15 protein-coding genes and 2 pseudogenes are annotated in these 18,152 nt (G+C 62.2%); 12 read left to right on the forward strand and 5 right to left on the reverse strand.

Going from position 1 to position 18,152, the window contains the following annotated elements; translation table 11 throughout:
* Positions 1-107 precede the first annotated feature (107 nt).
* From MHI61_RS23015 to MHI61_RS23035, 5 genes are all read left to right on the forward strand, one after another.
* A complete protein-coding gene (locus MHI61_RS23015) occupies positions 108-797 on the forward strand; it encodes an SH3 domain-containing protein (protein WP_239790691.1) in 690 nt (229 codons plus the stop codon).
* Positions 798-1,499: 702 nt separating this feature from the next.
* A complete protein-coding gene (locus tag MHI61_RS23020) occupies positions 1,500-3,827 on the forward strand; it encodes a transglycosylase domain-containing protein (RefSeq protein WP_239790693.1) in 2,328 nt (775 codons plus the stop codon).
* 382 nt (positions 3,828-4,209) lie between these two features.
* Positions 4,210-6,126, forward strand: a complete 1,917-nt coding sequence (gene dnaK, locus MHI61_RS23025) for a molecular chaperone DnaK (RefSeq protein ID WP_097581291.1) — start codon at positions 4,210-4,212, stop codon at positions 6,124-6,126.
* 85 nt (positions 6,127-6,211) lie between these two features.
* Positions 6,212-7,339: a molecular chaperone DnaJ gene (gene dnaJ, locus MHI61_RS23030; RefSeq protein ID WP_064681576.1), complete on the forward strand. Its 1,128-nt coding sequence runs from the start codon at positions 6,212-6,214 to the stop codon at positions 7,337-7,339.
* A gap of 336 nt (positions 7,340-7,675) precedes the next feature.
* Positions 7,676-7,876 carry a hypothetical protein gene (locus tag MHI61_RS23035; RefSeq protein ID WP_004672628.1) on the forward strand — a complete coding sequence of 67 codons (201 nt, stop codon included), beginning with the start codon at positions 7,676-7,678 and terminating at the stop codon, positions 7,874-7,876.
* A gap of 117 nt (positions 7,877-7,993) precedes the next feature.
* Here MHI61_RS23035 and MHI61_RS23040 read toward each other — a convergent pair whose 3' ends face one another.
* Entirely contained in the window at positions 7,994-8,362 is a 369-nt protein-coding gene (locus tag MHI61_RS23040; protein WP_097608092.1) for a helix-turn-helix transcriptional regulator, read from the reverse strand.
* A 399-nt stretch (positions 8,363-8,761) separates the two neighbouring features.
* Here MHI61_RS23040 and recF point away from each other — a divergent pair.
* The 3 genes and pseudogenes from recF to MHI61_RS23055 all read left to right on the forward strand — a co-directional run bounded on the left by recF (position 8,762) and on the right by MHI61_RS23055 (position 11,191).
* Positions 8,762-9,885, forward strand: a pseudogene (gene recF, locus MHI61_RS23045) (DNA replication/repair protein RecF).
* On the forward strand, positions 9,882-10,706 hold the full coding sequence (locus tag MHI61_RS23050) for a molybdopterin-synthase adenylyltransferase MoeB (protein WP_239790694.1): 825 nt from the start codon (positions 9,882-9,884) through the stop codon (positions 10,704-10,706). Before recF ends, MHI61_RS23050 begins: the two are co-directional and overlap by 4 nt.
* Complete coding sequence (locus MHI61_RS23055; RefSeq protein ID WP_239790695.1) at positions 10,703-11,191, forward strand: GNAT family N-acetyltransferase; 489 nt, start codon at positions 10,703-10,705, stop codon at positions 11,189-11,191. The genes MHI61_RS23050 and MHI61_RS23055 overlap by 4 nt, the downstream gene beginning before the upstream one ends.
* 6 nt (positions 11,192-11,197) lie before the next feature.
* Here the strand turns inward: MHI61_RS23055 and MHI61_RS23060 are convergent, their stop codons facing one another.
* Complete coding sequence (locus MHI61_RS23060) at positions 11,198-12,199, reverse strand: D-glycerate dehydrogenase (protein WP_239790696.1); 1,002 nt, start codon at positions 12,197-12,199, stop codon at positions 11,198-11,200.
* 184 nt (positions 12,200-12,383) lie between these two features.
* Between MHI61_RS23060 and MHI61_RS23065 the strand changes: the two genes are divergently transcribed.
* Complete coding sequence (locus MHI61_RS23065) at positions 12,384-12,923, forward strand: SH3 domain-containing protein (RefSeq protein ID WP_038692129.1); 540 nt, start codon at positions 12,384-12,386, stop codon at positions 12,921-12,923.
* On the opposite strand, the pseudogene MHI61_RS23070 reads toward MHI61_RS23065, so the two are convergent.
* Positions 12,916-13,909 (reverse strand): annotated as a pseudogene (locus tag MHI61_RS23070) (adenosine kinase). The gene MHI61_RS23065 and the pseudogene MHI61_RS23070 sit on opposite strands and share 8 nt — an antisense overlap.
* Positions 13,910-14,328: 419 nt before the next feature.
* On the opposite strand from MHI61_RS23070, the gene MHI61_RS23075 reads away from it, so the two are divergent.
* Positions 14,329-15,276: an AEC family transporter gene (locus MHI61_RS23075; protein WP_239790697.1), complete on the forward strand. Its 948-nt coding sequence runs from the start codon at positions 14,329-14,331 to the stop codon at positions 15,274-15,276.
* Between the two features lie 66 nt (positions 15,277-15,342).
* Here MHI61_RS23075 and MHI61_RS23080 read toward each other — a convergent pair whose 3' ends face one another.
* On the reverse strand, positions 15,343-15,906 hold the full coding sequence (locus MHI61_RS23080) for a cytochrome c family protein (protein WP_239790698.1): 564 nt from the start codon (positions 15,904-15,906) through the stop codon (positions 15,343-15,345).
* Between the two features lie 153 nt (positions 15,907-16,059).
* Here MHI61_RS23080 and MHI61_RS23085 point away from each other — a divergent pair, with 153 nt between their 5' ends.
* Positions 16,060-16,815: a 3-deoxy-manno-octulosonate cytidylyltransferase gene (locus MHI61_RS23085; RefSeq protein ID WP_239790699.1), complete on the forward strand. Its 756-nt coding sequence runs from the start codon at positions 16,060-16,062 to the stop codon at positions 16,813-16,815.
* Between the two features lie 10 nt (positions 16,816-16,825).
* On the forward strand, positions 16,826-17,680 hold the full coding sequence (locus MHI61_RS23090) for a prephenate dehydratase (RefSeq protein ID WP_004672645.1): 855 nt from the start codon (positions 16,826-16,828) through the stop codon (positions 17,678-17,680).
* Between the two features lie 22 nt (positions 17,681-17,702).
* On the opposite strand, the gene MHI61_RS23095 is transcribed toward MHI61_RS23090, so the two are convergent.
* Positions 17,703-18,071, reverse strand: coding sequence for a VOC family protein (locus MHI61_RS23095; protein ID WP_010034504.1), 369 nt, complete (start codon positions 18,069-18,071; stop codon positions 17,703-17,705).
* Positions 18,072-18,152 lie beyond the last annotated feature (81 nt).

The following is an 18,152-nucleotide window of genomic DNA, read 5'->3' on the forward strand; positions in this document are numbered from 1 at the left end:
ACGCCCTAACAAATGCCGGCGATCGCTCTATCTTTGCGCATATGGCATATGCCGCAAAGAAACGCAGCCAAGTGCTGCTGAAAACACGCCAACGAGGAGTGAGAAGCGTGAAAAACCTCATCGTCAAGATCGCCGCGGCCGCGCTGCTTGTGTTGGCTCCGGCGGTAGTACAGGCCGCCGAGGGTTACTCGACGGCGAATGTCAACATGCGTGCGGGACCAAGCACGCGCTATCCCGCCGTCGCAGTCATCCCCGCCGGCTCTTCGGTCGAAATCCGTGGATGTCTTTCCAACGTCAACTGGTGCGACGTCGAATTCTACGGCGGCCGCGGCTGGGTTTCCGGCCAGTATGTGCAGGCCGTCTATCAGCAACGCCGTGTCTATGTCGGTCCGCAATATTACCGTCCGCTGGGCATTCCAATGGTTACCTTCAGCGTCGGCAATTATTGGGACCGCTACTACCGCGGCCGCGATTTCTATCGCGAGCGTGACCGCTGGAGCCGCGGCCCGGACTATTATTACCGCGACCGCGACTACCGGGATCGGGATTACCGGCCGCGGGAGTATCGGGATCGGGATTATCAGGTCCGCGAATACCGGGATCGTGACCGGGACCGACGCGACGACGTCCGCAGGGAGGAACGGCGCAGAGAGGTCCGCAGGGATGACGACAACAGGAGTTCGAATTTCCGTGATCTGCCGCAGTTCAGGGGCGGGAAGGCCGACACCTACAACCGCCCGGATCCCAGGGCTTCGCCCTTTGTCTGCCGCCCGGGCGACCCGTCCTGCGACAACTGAAATATCGAGGGCGGCAGCGATGCCGCCCTTTCTGCATGGACGGGTTCAATGCGACAGCAGTGCCAGAAAAAGCCCGGCGCTCCTTGGGGGGATGCACCGGGCCTGATGTCGATCGGCGCGCGTTGAGGGGAGACGGCCGATCATAGGCGGGACGTGAGGGGGTGTCCCGCTTCTCAATAAACAATCGTCGAGCCTATTGGTTCCGCCCTGCGCATAATTCCTTAAATCAGAAATCGCATTTGATCGATTCAACGTGTCTCTGCTCCCGCAGGTGGCCGCGAAGGACGATCCGCGACGGGCGCGATCTCCCGGCCTCAGCGGGCGTGACGAAGGGCAGCGAGGCAGCAGCGGGAAGCCTTGGTCCGCGCGAGGTCACCGACAGTGGGAATATAAGCAGGATCCGGAAACGCCCGACGATTGCGAAGCCCGCCAATATTGAAGAGACGATCTAACGCGAGGCAGCGCGGCGCCGTCGTTTGCCGCCCTTTAACATCCCGTTAAATCGCCGCAATTACAGTTCAATCGGATGATCGCGTCGCCCGCTGCGTCGTTCCTTGAACCGGAATCGGTTGAAGGCAAAATCACGCAGCCCTTCAAAGTGCTACAGCGTTCTTTGCGCGTCCGGAAGGACACGCAGCGCTGCAGGGGCGCCGTTATGCGAAGCGGGCTTCGCGATCGAACAGGGGATGCGACCGGTCGGCGATGGCAGGCAGAGGCAGATCAAGCGACAGAATAGAACCGTCCTTCAGCGGCCGCCCGGCCCGCGACGATGACGAATTTTCGCTCGATGCCGATGACCGCGTCGTCGGCAGCAGACCGACACGGCGCGGCGGTTCCAGGCCCCCACCGCAGCGGGCCGCCCGCCAGCGGCGGCGCGAGCCGCGCGAGCGTGAAGGCGGCGGCTTTTTCGGCTTTCTGCGACGTGTGGTCTATTGGTGCGTCGTGCTTTTCATCTGGGCCGGCATCGGCGTTGCCGGGCTTGTGGTCTATTATGGTTCGCGCATGCCGAGCGCCAGCACATGGGCAATTCCCGAGCGGCCGCCGAACGTCAAGATCACCGCCGTCGACGGCAGCGTCATCGCCAATCGCGGCGCCACCGGCGGCGAGGCGCTATCACTCGAAAACATGTCGCCCTATATTCCCGAGGCCGTCATCGCCATCGAAGACCGGCGTTTTTATTCGCATTTCGGCGTCGATCCACTCGGCCTCGGCCGGGCGATCGTCACCAATTTGACGGCCGGCCACATGGTGCAGGGCGGCTCGACGCTGACGCAGCAGCTTGCCAAGAACCTCTTCCTCTCTCCCGAGAGAACGCTGGAGCGCAAGGTGCAGGAGGTACTGCTCGCTTTCTGGCTGGAGCAGAAATACACCAAGGACCAGATCCTTGCGATGTATCTCAACCGGGTGTTCTTCGGATCGAACGCCTATGGCGTCGAAGCCGCGTCACGCCGCTACTTCAGCAAATCGGCGCGCGACGTGAACCTCGGCGAGGCGGCGGTGCTGGCCGGGCTGCTCAAGGCGCCGTCGCGGCTTTCGCCGGCCCGCGACGCGGACGCTGCGAATGCGCGTGCTCAGCTCGTGCTCGCGGCGATGCGCGAACAGGGTTTCATCACCGATTCCGAGGTCAAGACCGCGATGTCGCAGACCCCGGCTTCGGCCAAGAGTTACTGGTCGGGCGCCGGGCATTATGTCGCCGACATGGTGATGGATCAATTGCCGGGCCTGATCGGCGACGTCAAGGAGGACGTCATCGTCGATACGACCATCGACAAGTCACTGGAAAAAAAGGCCGAGCAATCACTGGTCGGTGTGCTCGACGCGGAAGGCGACAAGCTCGACGCCTCGCAGGCAGCCCTCGTCTCGATCGACGGCACCGGCGCAATCCGGGCGCTGGTCGGCGGCAGGGACTATGCAACGAGCCAGTTCAACCGCGCCGTCAAGGCCAAACGCCAGCCGGGCTCCTCGTTCAAGCCTTTCGTCTATGCCGCAGCGCTGGAAAAGGGGCTGACGCCCTTTTCGGTGTTCAATGACGCGCCGATCCGCATCGGTGACTGGACGCCGGAGAATTACGAGAAGAAATACAATGGCGAAGTGACCCTTGCCACCGCGCTTTCCAAGTCGCTGAACACGGTTGCCGCGCAGCTGGTGATGTATGACGGGCCCGACCAGGTGATCAAGCTTGCCCACCGGCTCGGCATCGAAAGCGAGCTGCAGCCGAACGCCTCGATTGCGCTCGGCACGTCGGAAGTGTCGCTGATGGAACTCACCGCCTCCTATGCCGCCTTCATGAACGGCGGCTACAAGGCGACGCCGCACGTCATCCGCCGGGTGACGACCGCAGACGGCAAGGTTCTTTACGAAAATACCTATGACAGCCCGCCGCGTGTGCTGTCCGAACAGATCGCCGCGCAGATGGATGCGATGATGATGGGCGTCATCGACAACGGCACCGGCAAGAGCGCCAAGATTCCCGGCTGGCAGGCGGCGGGAAAGACCGGCACGACGCAGAATTCACGCGACGCGCTGTTCGTCGGCTTCACCAGCAACCTCACGACAGGCGTCTGGTTCGGCAATGACGACGGCAAGCCGATGAAGAAGGTGACCGGCGGCGGCCTGCCGGCCAAGGCCTGGAAGGAATTCATGATCGCCGCCCACAAGGGTCTTTCGCCGGCGCCGCTCTTCGGCAACGGCCAGCTGATCGGCGATCAGAACAGCGGCCAGCCGATGGCGCAGGCAGCACCGGACGGCGGGCAGCCGGTCACGGCCGAAGCGCCGCCATCGACGATGATCGGCGGCATCATTTCCGGTGTCTTCGGTGGTGACGAGAATGCCAACCGCTATCCGCAGGCGCCCGTCCGGCAGCAAACCGCGCCGTCAGGAAACGGCCCGGTTCCGCCTGCCGACATTGCCGAAAGCGACGGGTCCGACTATGGAAACGTCGTACCGCCCGGCAATGTCGGGACGCCGCAGACGACCTCTTCGGTGCAGCCGCGGCGCACCACGCTGCTCGATCTGATCATGGGCCAGTGAGATTTTTGCAGCGCGCCCGGCACAGGCCCGATCCGCAAAACGCATCGCGACCTTTCCGATTCGCCTGCGATGTTCAGCGCCTTTGCCTGTCGCATGTCTCTGCCGTAAAACCGCCACCCGCCATTGCAGGGCATGCGCGGAAATCAGCCACCCTCCTGCTATGGGCAGAGCTCTTTCCCGGCTACCGTCAAAATTGGAGGCAACACATTCGTTTTGCTGGATTCCGGGCGATTTCCCGCCTTGCAGTCCAGAAAACCGCTCCTTATATACGCCGCATCACCGCAATCACGATTGCGTAATCTTAAGTAGACCCATCCCGTAAGGGGCTGTCAGGGAAATGCCTTCTGGGGGTTCCGACAGCTTGCTTCAAGGAGAGAATGACATGGCAAAAGTAATTGGTATCGACCTCGGAACGACGAATTCCTGCGTCGCAGTCATGGACGGCAAGGACGCGAAGGTCATCGAGAATGCGGAAGGTGCGCGCACGACCCCTTCCATGGTGGCTTTTTCCGATGACGGCGAGCGCCTCGTCGGCCAGCCGGCCAAGCGCCAGGCGGTCACCAACCCGACGAACACGCTCTTTGCTGTCAAGCGCCTGATCGGCCGCCGCTACGAAGATCCGACCGTCGAGAAGGACAAGCATCTCGTTCCCTTCAGCATCGTCAAGGGCGACAATGGCGACGCCTGGGTCGAAGCCAATGGCAAGGGCTACTCGCCCGCACAGATTTCCGCGATGATCCTTCAGAAGATGAAGGAAACCGCCGAATCCTATCTCGGCGAAAAGGTCGAGAAGGCGGTCATCACCGTTCCGGCCTATTTCAACGACGCGCAGCGCCAGGCAACCAAGGATGCCGGCAAGATCGCCGGTCTTGAAGTTCTGCGCATCATCAACGAGCCGACCGCTGCCGCTCTCGCCTACGGCCTCGACAAAAAAGAAGGCAAGACGATCGCCGTCTACGACCTTGGCGGCGGCACCTTCGATATTTCGATCCTCGAGATCGGCGACGGCGTCTTCGAAGTGAAGTCCACCAACGGCGATACCTTCCTCGGCGGTGAAGACTTCGACATGCGTCTCGTCGAATATCTCGTTGCCGAGTTCAAGAAGGACAACGGCATCGACCTGAAGAACGACAAGCTCGCCCTGCAGCGCCTTAAGGAAGCTGCGGAAAAGGCGAAGATCGAGCTGTCCTCCTCGCAGCAGACCGAAATCAACCTGCCGTTCATCACCGCTGACGCCTCCGGCCCGAAGCACCTGACGCTGAAGCTGACCCGCGCCAAGCTCGAAAGCCTGGTCGACGATCTCGTCCAGCGCACGATCGCGCCGTGCAAGGCCGCTCTCAAGGATGCCGGCGTCACCGCTGCCGAAATCGACGAAGTCGTTCTCGTCGGTGGCATGAGCCGCATGCCGAAGGTGCAGGAAGTCGTCAAGCAGCTGTTCGGCAAGGAGCCGCACAAGGGCGTCAACCCGGATGAAGTCGTCGCTCTCGGCGCCGCCATCCAGGCCGGCGTCCTCCAGGGCGACGTCAAGGACGTCCTGCTCCTCGACGTGACCCCGCTGTCGCTCGGCATTGAAACGCTCGGCGGTGTGTTCACCCGCCTGATCGAGCGCAACACGACGATCCCGACGAAGAAGAGCCAGACCTTCTCGACCGCCGAAGACAACCAGCAGGCCGTCACCATCCGCGTTTCGCAGGGCGAGCGCGAAATGGCTGCCGACAACAAGCTGCTCGGCCAGTTCGACCTCGTCGGCCTGCCGCCGTCGCCGCGCGGCGTGCCGCAGATCGAAGTGACCTTCGACATCGACGCCAACGGCATCGTCCAGGTTTCGGCCAAGGACAAGGGCACCGGCAAGGAACAGCAGATCCGCATCCAGGCCTCCGGCGGCCTCTCCGACGCCGACATCGAGAAGATGGTCAAGGATGCCGAGTCGCACGCGGCCGAAGACAAGAAGCGCCGCGAGGCCGTGGAAGCCAAGAACCAGGCCGAAAGCCTGATCCACTCGACGGAAAAGTCGCTGAAGGATTACGGCGACAAGGTCTCCGAAACCGACCGCACCGCGATTTCGGATGCGATCGCCGCGCTGAAGACGGCATCGGAAGCCTCCGAACCGGATGCTGACGACATCAAGGCCAAGACCCAGACGCTGATGGAAGTTTCCATGAAGCTCGGCCAGGCGATTTATGAAGCACAGCAGGCCGAAGGCGGCGCTGCTGCCGATGCCTCCGCGGAAGGCGGCGACAATGTCGTCGACGCCGACTACGAGGAAATCAAGGACGACGACCGCAAGAAGTCCGCGTAATCCGCGGCGGCGTGGTAATGCTTCAACACCTGATCCGGCTGCTCACCATGGCAGCCGGAAATCCATTTCCGGGGTTTAATCCTTAATGGCAAAAGCGGACTTTTACGAAACTCTGGGTGTAGCCAAGTCGGCGGACGAGAAAGAGCTGAAGAGCGCCTTCCGAAAGCTGGCGATGAAATACCATCCCGACAAGAATCCGGATGACAAGGACGCCGAACGGAAGTTCAAGGAAATCAACGAAGCCTACGAGATGCTCAAGGACCCGCAGAAGCGGGCGGCCTATGATCGTTACGGCCATGCGGCCTTCGAGCATGGCGGCATGGGCGGTGGTGGTGGCGGCTTTGCCGGCGGCGGCTTCTCCGACATCTTCGAGGATATTTTCGGCGAGATGATGGGTGGCGGACGGGCGCGCCAGCGTTCGTCGGGTGGGCGCGAACGCGGCGCCGATCTTCGCTACAATATGGAAATCACGCTGGAAGAGGCCTTCTCCGGCAAGACGGCGCAGATCCGCGTGCCTACGTCGATCACCTGCGACGTCTGTTCGGGGTCGGGCGCCAAACCCGGTACGCAGCCCAAGAACTGCGGCACCTGCCAGGGGACGGGGCGCGTGCGCGCCGCCCAGGGCTTCTTCTCGATCGAGCGGACCTGCCCGACCTGCCACGGCCGCGGCCAGATCATTCCCGATCCCTGCCAGAAGTGCCACGGCCAGGGCCGGGTAACCGAAGAACGTTCGCTCTCGGTCAATATCCCTGCCGGCATCGAGGACGGCACGCGCATCCGCCTGCAGGGCGAGGGCGAAGCCGGGGCCCGCGGCGGACCGGCGGGCGACCTCTATATTTTCCTGTCGGTGAAGCCGCATGAATTCTACCAGCGCGACGGAGCCGATCTCTATTGCGCGGTCCCGATCTCGATGACGACGGCGGCGCTCGGCGGAACCTTCGACGTGGCAACGCTCGACGGCACCAAATCGCGGGTCACCGTGCCGGAGGGCACGCAGGCCGGCAAACAGTTCCGCCTCAAGAGCAAGGGCATGCCGGTGCTGCGGTCGGCGCAGACGGGCGACCTCTACATTCAGATCCAGATCGAGACGCCGCAAAAGCTCACCAAGCGCCAGCGCGAGCTGCTGCAGGAATTCGAGCAGATTTCCTCCAAGGAGAACAATCCGGAATCGACGGGCTTTTTTGCCCGAATGAAGGAATTCTTCGAAGGCTGAGCCACAACCGGAATAGCCGTTTCGAAAGCCGGGGCACGGAAACGTCCCCGGCTTTTTCGTTATGACGACCCGTTTTGGCACATTCGCATGGCGCGCCGGGCAATTTGTACCGCATTGAGACGGCAGCGGGATTAAAGTCGAGTTGCGTTAACGCAGCCGGATAATGGCGCTTGCAAGTTTTCCAAATGAATTCAGTCTCTGTCGTCAGCGCATAGCCCGGAGATCGGAATCGGTTTTCGAAGGATCAGGCGCGGATTGGAATGATGGAGCGACCTTGGCCGTCCTTTCCGGGCGCGGCGCTCTGTTCGGGGAATAACCAAAGCAAGAGTAACTGCCATGGCGCCAGCCTTCTCCTCTCAGCACGACGACGTCGACGTTCTCGCCGGCGCCATTTACACATGGTGCGCCGAGCGCAACATCAAGCTTCGCAGCCAACAGGGCCTTTCGATCGCCAGCATCGCGATCGACCTCTATCATGCCGGCCACCAGACGCAGGACGACCTGCTGACGGCGTTGCACGAGCGCGAATTTCACTGACGTTTTTTATCGAACACGACGCGGCGCGTTTCATGCCTCGCTGTTCTTGGGCTTCTGCGAAACGCGGAGCTTAAACAGATTGCAATGTCTGCGAGGAAGCCGAGTTCCCGGCTCGAATCACGCGGCGGTTTCGGCAGCCTGCCCACTGCTTATGAGCGTGAGAATGGTTTTGACCGCTTCCTTGCCTGCCGGTGAATTCAGCTTGTCGTAACTCAGGGCAAGCGCATAGGCGTCAGGGCTGAGCTCGATGCGGCTGCCGAATTGTGGCATGTCGGCCCCCTCGAAAAGAACCGAGATCTCGACATCGAGAAAAACCGCGATCTGGTGCAGTTTGCTGGCGGAAACGCGGTTCGTCCCCTTTTCGTATTTCTGAATCTGCTGGAAGGTCAGTCCAAGGGCTTCACCAAGCTCGAGCTGGGAAACCCGGCGAAGGGCGCGAAGCTGTCTTATGTTGCGACCAACGATAATATCAACCGGATCTGGCACTTCGTCATTCTTTCATACGCAAACGGTTCGTTTACCATAGCGTTTCCGCCGCATAACTCAACCAGTTAGTTGCAAAATTCAACCGACTTTTTCTGGGCTTTACGTTACGTCAGTGGCCTCGGAAGAATCGGGCGGAGCCGTTGGTATCCAGGCGGTTTGAAAGCTATGGCGAGGCTGAGGGCGGCCCAGGGTGCGATGCAGGGTCGCTTCGATGCGGTTGTATTTTTTGGGAATTGCTGGAAAAATGTACCGTGCAGTTCCGGAATCAGAGCTCATTTACGGGAGCATGCGAAATGCCGCCCGGGTATTTTACGCGTGATCCGTGGCAGCCGAGCCGCAAGCCTTGCTATCGACGCCGCTTCGGCATAGCTGTCAGGCTTCACCAAACCCGGACACGCGATGCCGCACAAGGTTTCTCTTTCCCGTCTGAAGCTGACAGACTTCCGTAACTATGCGGCAGTGAGCCTCACCCTCGATGGCCGACATGCCGTGCTGACGGGAAACAACGGTGCGGGCAAGACCAATCTCATGGAGGCGGTCTCGCTGCTTTCGCCGGGCCGGGGGCTTCGCCGCGCCGCCTATGGCGATATTACCCGCGTCGGCGCGGCCGGCGGCTTCTCGATCTTTGCCGCGCTTGACGGCATGGAGGGCGAAGTCGAGATCGGCACCGGCATTGAAGCGGGGAGGAGACCACCACCCGCAGGCTGCGGATCAACGGTACCGCGGCAAAAACCGCCGACGAACTGACAGACCATCTGCGTCTTCTCTGGCTGACACCGGCGATGGACGGGCTCTTTACCGGCTCCTCCTCCGACCGCCGACGCTTTCTCGACCGGCTGGTGCTGTCGCTCGATCCCGCCCATGGCCGCCGCGCCAGCGATTTCGAGCGCGCCATGCGCAGCCGCAACAAATTGCTGGACGAAGGCCGCTTCGATCCTGCCTGGCTCGCCGGCATCGAGGAGCAGATGGCAAGCCTCGGCATCGCCATGGCGCTCGCCCGACAGGAAATGCTCGGCCTGCTCACCCGGCTGATCGAAGAAAGGCCGGAGAGCTCGCCCTTCCCTTCGGCATCGTTGCAGCTTTCGGGCTTCATGGACGGCCAGTTCTCCCGCCCCTCGGTCGATCTCGAGGACGAATATGCGGCGATGCTGGCGGAGAGCCGGTATCGGGACGCCGGCGCGGGGCGCACGCTGGAGGGGCCGCACCGAGCCGATCTCATCGTCCACCACCGCGAAAAGGCGATGGAGGCGGAGCGTTGCTCAACCGGTGAGCAGAAAGCGCTGCTCGTCGGCCTGGTGCTTGCGCATGCGCGGCTCGTCGGCAATCTCACCGGCCATGCGCCGATCCTGCTGCTCGATGAGATCGCCGCCCATCTCGACGAGGGCCGCCGCGCCGCGCTGTTCGATCTCATTGACGGGCTCGGCGGCCAGGCCTTCATGACGGGCACGGATCGGACAATGTTTTCAGCGCTCGCAGACCGGGCGCAGTTCTTCACCGTTGCCGACGGAAAGGTGTTCGGATGAGGGAGGCGGCTTTCCCCGACGTCGGGCGTCATGATAGCATCGCCGCCATGGAACCGCTCAGCCCCGACGAAATCACCCGATATCACCGACACATTCTGCTCCCCGAGATCGGCGGCGCCGGCCAGCAGAGGCTGAAGGCCGCCCGCGTGCTGGTGATCGGCGCCGGCGGCCTTGGAGCGCCGATCCTGCAATATCTGGCCGCCGCCGGTATCGGCACGCTCGGCATCGTCGATGACGACCGGGTGTCGCTCTCCAACCTGCAGCGGCAGGTGATCCATGATTCCGGCACGATCGGCGAATTGAAAACCGAAAGTGCTGCGCTCGCCATTGCCCGGCTCAATCCGCATGTGCGGCTGATCCGCTTCGAGGAACGTTTTGGCGTGGAGACCGCCCAGCGGCAGCTCGCCGGCTTCGACCTGCTGATCGACGGTTCCGACAATTTCGACACGCGTTATGCCGCCGCCGACGCCGCCGAGGCGGCGCAGATTGCGCTTGTCACCGGCGCGGTCGGGCGTTTCGACGGTTCGCTGACGGTGCTCAAGCCCTATGAGACCGGCGACGACGGAACACCCAATCCCAGATATCGCGATTTGTTTCCGGAAGCGCCGCCGGCGGGCCTGATCCCCTCCTGCGCCGAAGCCGGAATCATCGGCGCGCTCACCGGCGTCATCGGCACGATGATGGCGATGGAGGCGATCAAGCTGATCACCGGCGCCGGCGAACCGCTGATCGGACGGCTGCTGCTCTACGACGCGCTCTCGGCCCGGTTCGACACGATCCGCTATAAACGCCACCGGGAAAGGCAAGGACAGACCCTATGACAATCATCCGCCTGGATCAGAGCTTCACGCGCTGGGACGAACTGCTGGCACTCATCCTCGCTGCCTTCGCCTCGATGAACGGCAGGATCGACCCGCCCTCTTCGGCGCTCAAGCTGACGACGGAGTCGCTGGCCGAAAAAGCCGGAACCGAGATCGGTCATGTCGCCATCGAAGACGAAAAGCTGATCGGCTGCCTGTTCCTGCGGCCGGAGGCCGACTGTCTCTATGTCGGCAAGCTCGCCGTTCTCCCGGAGGCACAAGGCAGGGGGCTCGGCAAGCGGCTGCTGGCAACCGCCGAGGCGACGGCGGCAGCGCTTGGCCTTGCCGCTTTGCGGCTGGAGACGCGCATCGAACTCACCGAAAATCATGCCGTCTTTGGCGCCTGGGGTTTTTCGAGAACCGCCGAGAAGGCACATCCGGGCTTTGCCAGAACGACCTTCGTCGAGATGCGGAAGATGCTTGCGGCTCAGGCCCGCATCGTCTGACCGCATTCACCGCCCGGGCAGCACCCGGTTCGGCGGCCTGTGGCCGTCGATGAAGGTGCGGATATTGATGATCACCTTTTCGCCCATATCGATGCGGCCTTCGATCGTCGCCGAGCTCATATGCGGCAGCAGCACGACCTTGCCCTCGTTGGCGAGCTTGACGAGCTTCGGGTTGACGGCCGGTTCGTTTTCGAAGACGTCGAGGCCGGCGCCGGCGATCTTGCCCTCTCTCAGGCTTTTGATCAGCGCGCTTTCGTCGACCACGTCGCCGCGGGCGGTGTTGACTAGATAGGCGGTCGGCTGCAGCAGCGCCAGGCGACGGGCTGAAATCAGATGGAAGGTTGCCGGCGTCGACGGGCAATTGACCGAGACGATGTCGACGCGGGCGAGCATCTGGTCGAGGCTTTCCCAATAGGTCGCCTCCAACTCGTCCTCGACGGCCGGATTGACGCGCTTGCGGTTGTGGTAATGGATCGAAAGGCCGAAAGCCTTGGCGCGGCGCGCGACCGCCGTGCCGATGCGACCCATGCCGACGATGCCGATGCGCTTGCCGTGAATGCGCCGGCCGAGCATCCAGGTGGGAGACCAGCCGGCCCACTCGCCGGGCTTGTCGGTCAGCACCCGCGCCCCTTCGCCGAGCCGTCTCGGCACCGCGAGAATGAGCGCCATCGTCATGTCGGCGGTGTCCTCGGTCAGGACGTTCGGCGTGTTGGTGACGGTGATGCCCTTGCGCGCCGCCGCCTCGACGTCGATATGGTCGGTGCCGTTGGAGAAGCTCGCAATCAGCTTCATCTGCGGGCCGGCCGCCTCGATCAGCGCCGCGTCGATGCGATCGGTGACGGTCGGCACCAGCACGTCGGCGGTCCGGACAGCCGCCATGAGCTCGGGCACGGAGCGCGGCGCGTCGTCGATGTTCAGCTCGGCATCGAAGAGTTCCCGCATTCGGGTTTCGACGGCATCCGGCAGCTTGCGGGTGATGTAGACCTTCGGTTTTTTCTTCGCTGTCATGGCTGCCTGCGGTGCCTTGTTCAGAGGTCTTTAACCAAGAGGGGTGATAATTTTCCCGTTCCGGGCAATTTCTACCAGACCCGCACGCGAAGACAAACAAAACTCGTGGTGCAGCCGGGGAATGTCACAGCCCGGACCGCGTGCAGGCGGGCCTGCCCGTGAATTCGAGCAAACGGATGCCTCCATGCGCAGCAAAGTCCTGAAGTCCTGCCTCGCCCTCGCGATCGCTCTGGCGGCATCGCTCGGCCCCGTCGAATTTGCCCATGCGCAGGCGGCGAAGGGACCGAGCGGCCTGCCATTGCCGCGTTTCGTCACGCTGAAATCCAAGCGTGTCAACCTGCGCATCGGCCCGGGAACCGATTACGCGGTTTCGTGGATGTATCTGAAATCCGGCCTGCCGGTGGAGATCATCCAGGAGTACGACAACTGGCGTCGCATCCGTGATGCCGACGGCACCGAAGGCTGGGTCAATCAGTCGCTGCTCTCCGGCCAGCGTGCGGCGATCGCCGCACCCTGGATGAAGACGAAGGGCAAGGGCATCTTCGTCAATCTGCGCCGCGAGGCGCAGCCCTCCGCCTCGATCATCGCCAAGCTGGAACCCGGCGTGATGCTGACGATCGGCGAATGCAATGGCGACTGGTGCCGCGCCGAAACCGACGGCGCCACCGGCTGGGTGGCGCAATCGGAAATCTGGGGCGCCTATCCCGGCGAAGCCTTCAAATAAGCCCTGCCTGCTTGGCGGCCTCGTTGAGCGAGGTCATCGGGCGCGGGCCGATCTGCTGGATGACGATGCCGGCCGCGAGGCAGCCGAGCTTGCCGCAATCTTCCAGGGACCGTCCTTGCGTATAGCCGTAGAGGAAGCCGGAGGCAAAAAGGTCGCCGGCGCCCGTCGTGTCCACAACTTCCCTGATTCGGATCGCATCGACGTAATAACGCTCGCGGCCCTTCAGGATGACGGCGCCATTCTCACTCATCGTCACGGCGGCGATCTTGCAGTCCGCAGCAATCCTGTTCAGCGCCTCTTCGAAGTCTTCGGTCTGGTAAAGCGACAGCGCTTCCTGGCGATTGGCGAAGACGATATCGACCGTGCCGGAGCGCATCAGATCGAGGAATTCGCCGCGATAACGGTCGACGCAGAAACTGTCGGACAGCGTCATCGACATTTCGCGGCCGTTTTCATGGGCGATGCGGGCGCAGTCGCGAATAGCCTCCTTGGCGCGCGGCGGATCCCAGAGATAACCTTCGAAATAGGTGACCTTGGCGTCGGCAACGACATCGGCCTCGACGTCCTCAGGACCGAGTTCGACGCAGGCGCCGAGATAGGTATTCATCGAACGTTCGCCGTCTTCGGTGACGAAGATCATCGAACGCGCCGTCGGCGGGAACGTCCCCTTGGGACGGGTCTGATAATGGACGCCCTGGGCGCGAATGTCGTGGGTGAAAATGTCGCCGAGCTGATCTGCGGCGACATTGCCGAAATCAGGCAGCCTTGCCGCCGAGGTTCGCAACGCCGGCCGCCGTATTGCCGGCGCTGCCGCCGGAGGCTTCGAGTGCCGGTCCCATGCGCGAATACAGAAGTTCGGCGCGCTCGGCATCGATGAGGTTCATCGCCGCCTTGGTGATCTTGTTATCAAGGAGGAACTGGTCGTCGCAGCGGGCAATGATATCCACGATCGCGTTGCCGACTGTCAGAACATCGAATCTTGTCATGAAATGGGGAGTCCCGGATTTGTGATATCAGGGGTTCGGTCTTAGCGAAATTTCCGCGGTTTGGAAGGATAAATGGTGAATGGCGTCTCCATTCTTCGCAAAAGTGCCGCTTATCCGTCATGTCCCTGTCATTTTCGAGACCTACACATGCTCGCAAGAAGACCGGCATGAGCAGCTTTCAGTTGCAGTCGGGCGACGAGGGATGATCCCTTCGATCTTACCGGCGCGGTGCTGACCACGGATGAACTGGCAGCCTCGCGATCCGGATATCCGGCAAGGCCGGAGCGGAAAAGCGGGCCATGCCCGCTTTTTTTGCGTTCGGATGCAGTCCATCCGCGGCCGCGCGCCGATTGCGTTTTCAACGCAGGCCTTTTGCTGCTAGACCTCGGATACTCCCTCCCCGCAGAGCATTCTCCCTTATGTCAGGCATCATTCTCGACGTCCTTCCCATCTTCATCCTGATCCTCATCGGCTGGGTAATCGTTCGCAGCGGCTTGATGGCATCAAATGTCGGCGACGCGCTCAGTGAATTCGTCTTCAAGATCGCCGTGCCACTATTGCTCTTCCGCACCATCGCCGAGGCGGATTTCCATGGCGCCTCGCCCTTCCGGCTCTGGATCGTCTATTTCTCCGGCGTCGCCATCACCTGGACGGCCGGCCATATCGCCGCCACGCGCCTCTTCAACCGCGACGAACGGATCGGCGTGCTGGCCGGCGTTTCCTCGGCCTTCGCCAACAACGTCTTCATCGGACTGCCGCTCGTCCAGAGGACCGTCGGCGACGAAGGGCTGGTGGCGTTGTCGATCCTGCTTGCCGTGCATCTGCCCGTGATGATGGTCGCCGGCACGGTGTTGATGGAGCACGCGGAACGAAAGATCGCCGGCAAAAGCGACCGCAGCATGGTCTTCGTGCTTCGCCAGATCGCCATCAATCTCATCCGCAATCCTCTGGTGATCGGCCTTGCGGCGGGCATGGCCGTGCATCTTTCCGGCCTCACCATGCCGACTGCGGTGGCATCGGTCGTCGGCCAGATCGCCGGCATAGCCGGCCCGGCGGCGTTGATCTCGCTCGGCATGGCGCTGGAGAGATACGGCGTCTCCGGCAATCTCGGCATCGCCAGCGTTACCTCGAGCCTCAAGCTGCTGCTGCTGCCCGGCTGCGTCTGGACAGCGAGCCGTCTCCTCGGTCTCAGCCCGGAATGGACGGCGGCGATCGTGCTGACCTCCTCCGTGCCGACAGGCGTCAACGCCTGGCTGATCGCCAATCGTTTCGGCGTCGGCCACAGCCTCGCCGCCTCGACGATCTCGGTGACAACAGCGCTCGGCGCCATCACCGTTTCGCTCTGGGCTTATTTCCTCGGCGCCTGATCTTCCATCAACAACAAAAGCCCGGCTTGCGGCCGGGCTTCGATTGTCATGCGATGGAGCTTCGCCTTACTGCGTTGCGGTTTTCGGATCCGGCAGCGGCACCGGCGAATCGGCGAGCGTGTGCAGGTAGAGGATGACGTTGGCGCGCTCCTGATCCTTCGCCAAGCCTGCGAAACCCATCGCGGTGCCCGGCACATCCTTCTTCGGCGCCAGCAGGAACTTGTTGAGGTTCTCGAAGGTCCACTTCTCGCTGCTGCCCTTGGAAAAATCCTTCATGGGGGCGGAATAGGCGAAGCCTTCATGCGAGGCGATCGGGCGATCTACGACACCAAAGAGGTTAGGACCGACCTTGTTCGGCCCCCCTTTGGTGGCGTCATGACAGGCCTGACACTTCTTGAAGGCGGCTTCACCGGCCTTGGCATCTGCAGAAGCGAGCAATTGCGCGATCGGAGCGGCAGCGGCGGGCGCGGCTTCACCACCGGCGGCGGGCGCCTCTTCGGCAACGATCGCGAAACCTTCCTTTTCCGGCGCTTCGGAATGGAAGATCCCCTCGGACGCGATGGAGACCGACATCAGAACGAAAATCGTTCCGAGCAGCGCCCCCACGGCCGTATTGACGTATGAATTCATCTGCAATGCTCCCCTTGCAGCCGGCAGACCAGAACCGGACCATCTTGAAATCGCGCGGAACCTATGTCTTTTGACTGATCGTTGCAACTGTCTAAATGGTCTTATGCGTGAGACTTTTTGACACTTTTCAGCCCGGAATAGAAGGCCCGAACCATGAGTGATTCAAATTTAGACGAGGTGCTGGTATTGATCCCGGCACGCATGGCCTCCACCCGGCTTCCGGGCAAGCCGCTCGCCGATATTTGCGGACTGCCGATGATAGTGCAGGTGGCGATGCGCGCCAAAGAGGCAGCCATCGGCCGCGTGGTCGTCGCCGTTGACGATCAACAGGTGTTCGATGCCGTTTCTGCCGCCGGCTTCGACGCCGTCATGACCAGCAGGGACCATCAATCGGGTTCCGACCGGATCTTCGAAGCGCTGACCAAGGTCGATCCGGACGGGAAAGCGAAAATCATCGTCAACGTCCAGGGCGACCTGCCGACGATCGATGCGGAAACCGTGCGCGCGGCTCTGCGTCCTCTCGAGAACGAGGTGGTCGATATCGGCACGCTGACGACCGAAATCGACGATGAGGACGACAAGACCGCGCCGCATATCGTCAAGATCGTCGGTTCGCCCGTCTCGGACACCCGTCTGCACGCCCTCTACTTCACGCGCGCCACAGCACCTTACGGCAAGGGGCCGCTCTATCACCATATCGGCCTTTATGCCTATCGGCGTTCGGCGCTGGAGCGATTCGTCTCGCTCGGCCCGTCGACGCTCGAAAAGCGCGAATCGCTCGAGCAGCTGCGGGCGCTGGAGGCCGGCATGCGCATCGACGTGGAGATCGTTGACACGGTTCCGCTCGGTGTCGATACTCCCGCCGACCTTGAAAAAGCGCGGCGCATCCTCTCCGCAAAGTCGAACTGACGGAACCATCATGAACATCAAGACCAACAGGATCGCCTTCCAGGGCGAGTTCGGCGCCAATTCCGATATGGCCAGCCGTGACATGTTTCCGACCATGGAGCCGCTGCCGTGCCAGACGTTCGAGGATGCGTTCACCGCGGTCGACAACGGCGACGCCGATATCGCCATGATCCCGATCGAAAACACCATTGCCGGCCGCGTTGCCGATATCCATCACCTGCTGCCGGAATCGCGGCTGCACATCATCGGCGAATATTTCATGCCGATCCGCTTCCAGCTGATGGTGCTGCCCGGAGTGACCAAGGACGAGATCCGCACGGTGCACAGCCATATCCATGCGCTCGGCCAGTGCCGCAAGATCGTGCGCGCCCATGGCTGGAAGCCTGTCATCGCCGGCGATACGGCAGGGGCGGCAAAGCTCGTCAAGGAAACCGGCGACCGCTCGATGGCCGCGCTCGCGCCGCGCCTTGCCGCCGATCTCTATGGGCTCGAGATCGTCGCCGAAAATGTCGAGGATACGGAAAACAACGTCACCCGCTTCGTCGTGCTCTCGCGTGACGAGGAATGGGCACAGCGCAATTCGGCGGAAGAAAAGGTCGTCACCACATTCGTCTTCAACGTCCGCAACATTCCGGCCGCGCTCTACAAGGCGCTCGGCGGCTTTGCTACCAACAACATCAACATGACGAAGCTGGAAAGCTACCAGCTCGGCGGAAAATTCGTGGCGACGCAGTTCTACGCCGATATCGAAGGCCATCCGAACGATCCGAACGTTCGCCGGGCCTTGGAGGAGCTGCGTTTCTTCTCCGAGAAGGTGCGCATCCTCGGCGTCTACAAGGGGCATGCGATGCGAGGCCTGCTCTAAGCAGGCCCCGTCATTCAGGCTATTACTTATCCGGCTCACAGACGCGCAGCCGATGCCCGTCCGGATCGAGGACGACGAAGGTCGGGCCAAAATCCAACTCCGTCAGTTCCTGGGCGATCGGCAGGCCGCGCTGGCGCCAGTCCTCATACTGCCTGGCGACGGCATTTTCCCCCGCCACCATGAAGGCCACTTCGCCCCGGTTGCCGATGGCGGAGGGCTGCGGTTCGACCTTGCTGCGCCGCCAGAGGCCGAGCGTAAAGCCGCCGTCGAGCGGAAAGGCGACGAAATTCGGCGCCTCCACGGCCGGTTCGCGGTTCAGGAGGTTGCGGTAGAAGCCGGCGCTCTCGCCGGGATCCTTGACGTAGAGGATAATCAGATTGGGGCTGGTCATTTCGGTTTTCCTGTTGCTGCCAATTGGGGCACCCGGGAGATCGCCTGCTGCCAATTCATGGCAGCAGGAAGCTGAGCGCGC

Source organism: Rhizobium sp. K102, from assembly GCF_022385315.1.
GTDB lineage: Bacteria > Pseudomonadota > Alphaproteobacteria > Rhizobiales > Rhizobiaceae > Rhizobium > Rhizobium croatiense.

Coding starts and splice junctions, on each gene's coding strand:
- dnaJ (WP_064681576.1), top strand. CDS start 6,212: ATGGCAAAAGCGGACTTTTACGAAACTCTGGGTGTAGCCAAGTCGGCG.
- MHI61_RS23060 (WP_239790696.1), bottom strand. CDS start 12,199: ATGACAGCGAAGAAAAAACCGAAGGTCTACATCACCCGCAAGCTGCCG.
- MHI61_RS23090 (WP_004672645.1), top strand. CDS start 16,826: ATGAACATCAAGACCAACAGGATCGCCTTCCAGGGCGAGTTCGGCGCC.
- MHI61_RS23050 (WP_239790694.1), top strand. CDS start 9,882: ATGAGGGAGGCGGCTTTCCCCGACGTCGGGCGTCATGATAGCATCGCC.
- MHI61_RS23035 (WP_004672628.1), top strand. CDS start 7,676: ATGGCGCCAGCCTTCTCCTCTCAGCACGACGACGTCGACGTTCTCGCC.
- MHI61_RS23080 (WP_239790698.1), bottom strand. CDS start 15,906: ATGAATTCATACGTCAATACGGCCGTGGGGGCGCTGCTCGGAACGATT.
- MHI61_RS23020 (WP_239790693.1), top strand. CDS start 1,500: ATGGCAGGCAGAGGCAGATCAAGCGACAGAATAGAACCGTCCTTCAGC.
- MHI61_RS23065 (WP_038692129.1), top strand. CDS start 12,384: ATGCGCAGCAAAGTCCTGAAGTCCTGCCTCGCCCTCGCGATCGCTCTG.
- MHI61_RS23095 (WP_010034504.1), bottom strand. CDS start 18,071: ATGACCAGCCCCAATCTGATTATCCTCTACGTCAAGGATCCCGGCGAG.
- dnaK (WP_097581291.1), top strand. CDS start 4,210: ATGGCAAAAGTAATTGGTATCGACCTCGGAACGACGAATTCCTGCGTC.
- MHI61_RS23085 (WP_239790699.1), top strand. CDS start 16,060: ATGAGTGATTCAAATTTAGACGAGGTGCTGGTATTGATCCCGGCACGC.
- MHI61_RS23075 (WP_239790697.1), top strand. CDS start 14,329: ATGTCAGGCATCATTCTCGACGTCCTTCCCATCTTCATCCTGATCCTC.
- MHI61_RS23055 (WP_239790695.1), top strand. CDS start 10,703: ATGACAATCATCCGCCTGGATCAGAGCTTCACGCGCTGGGACGAACTG.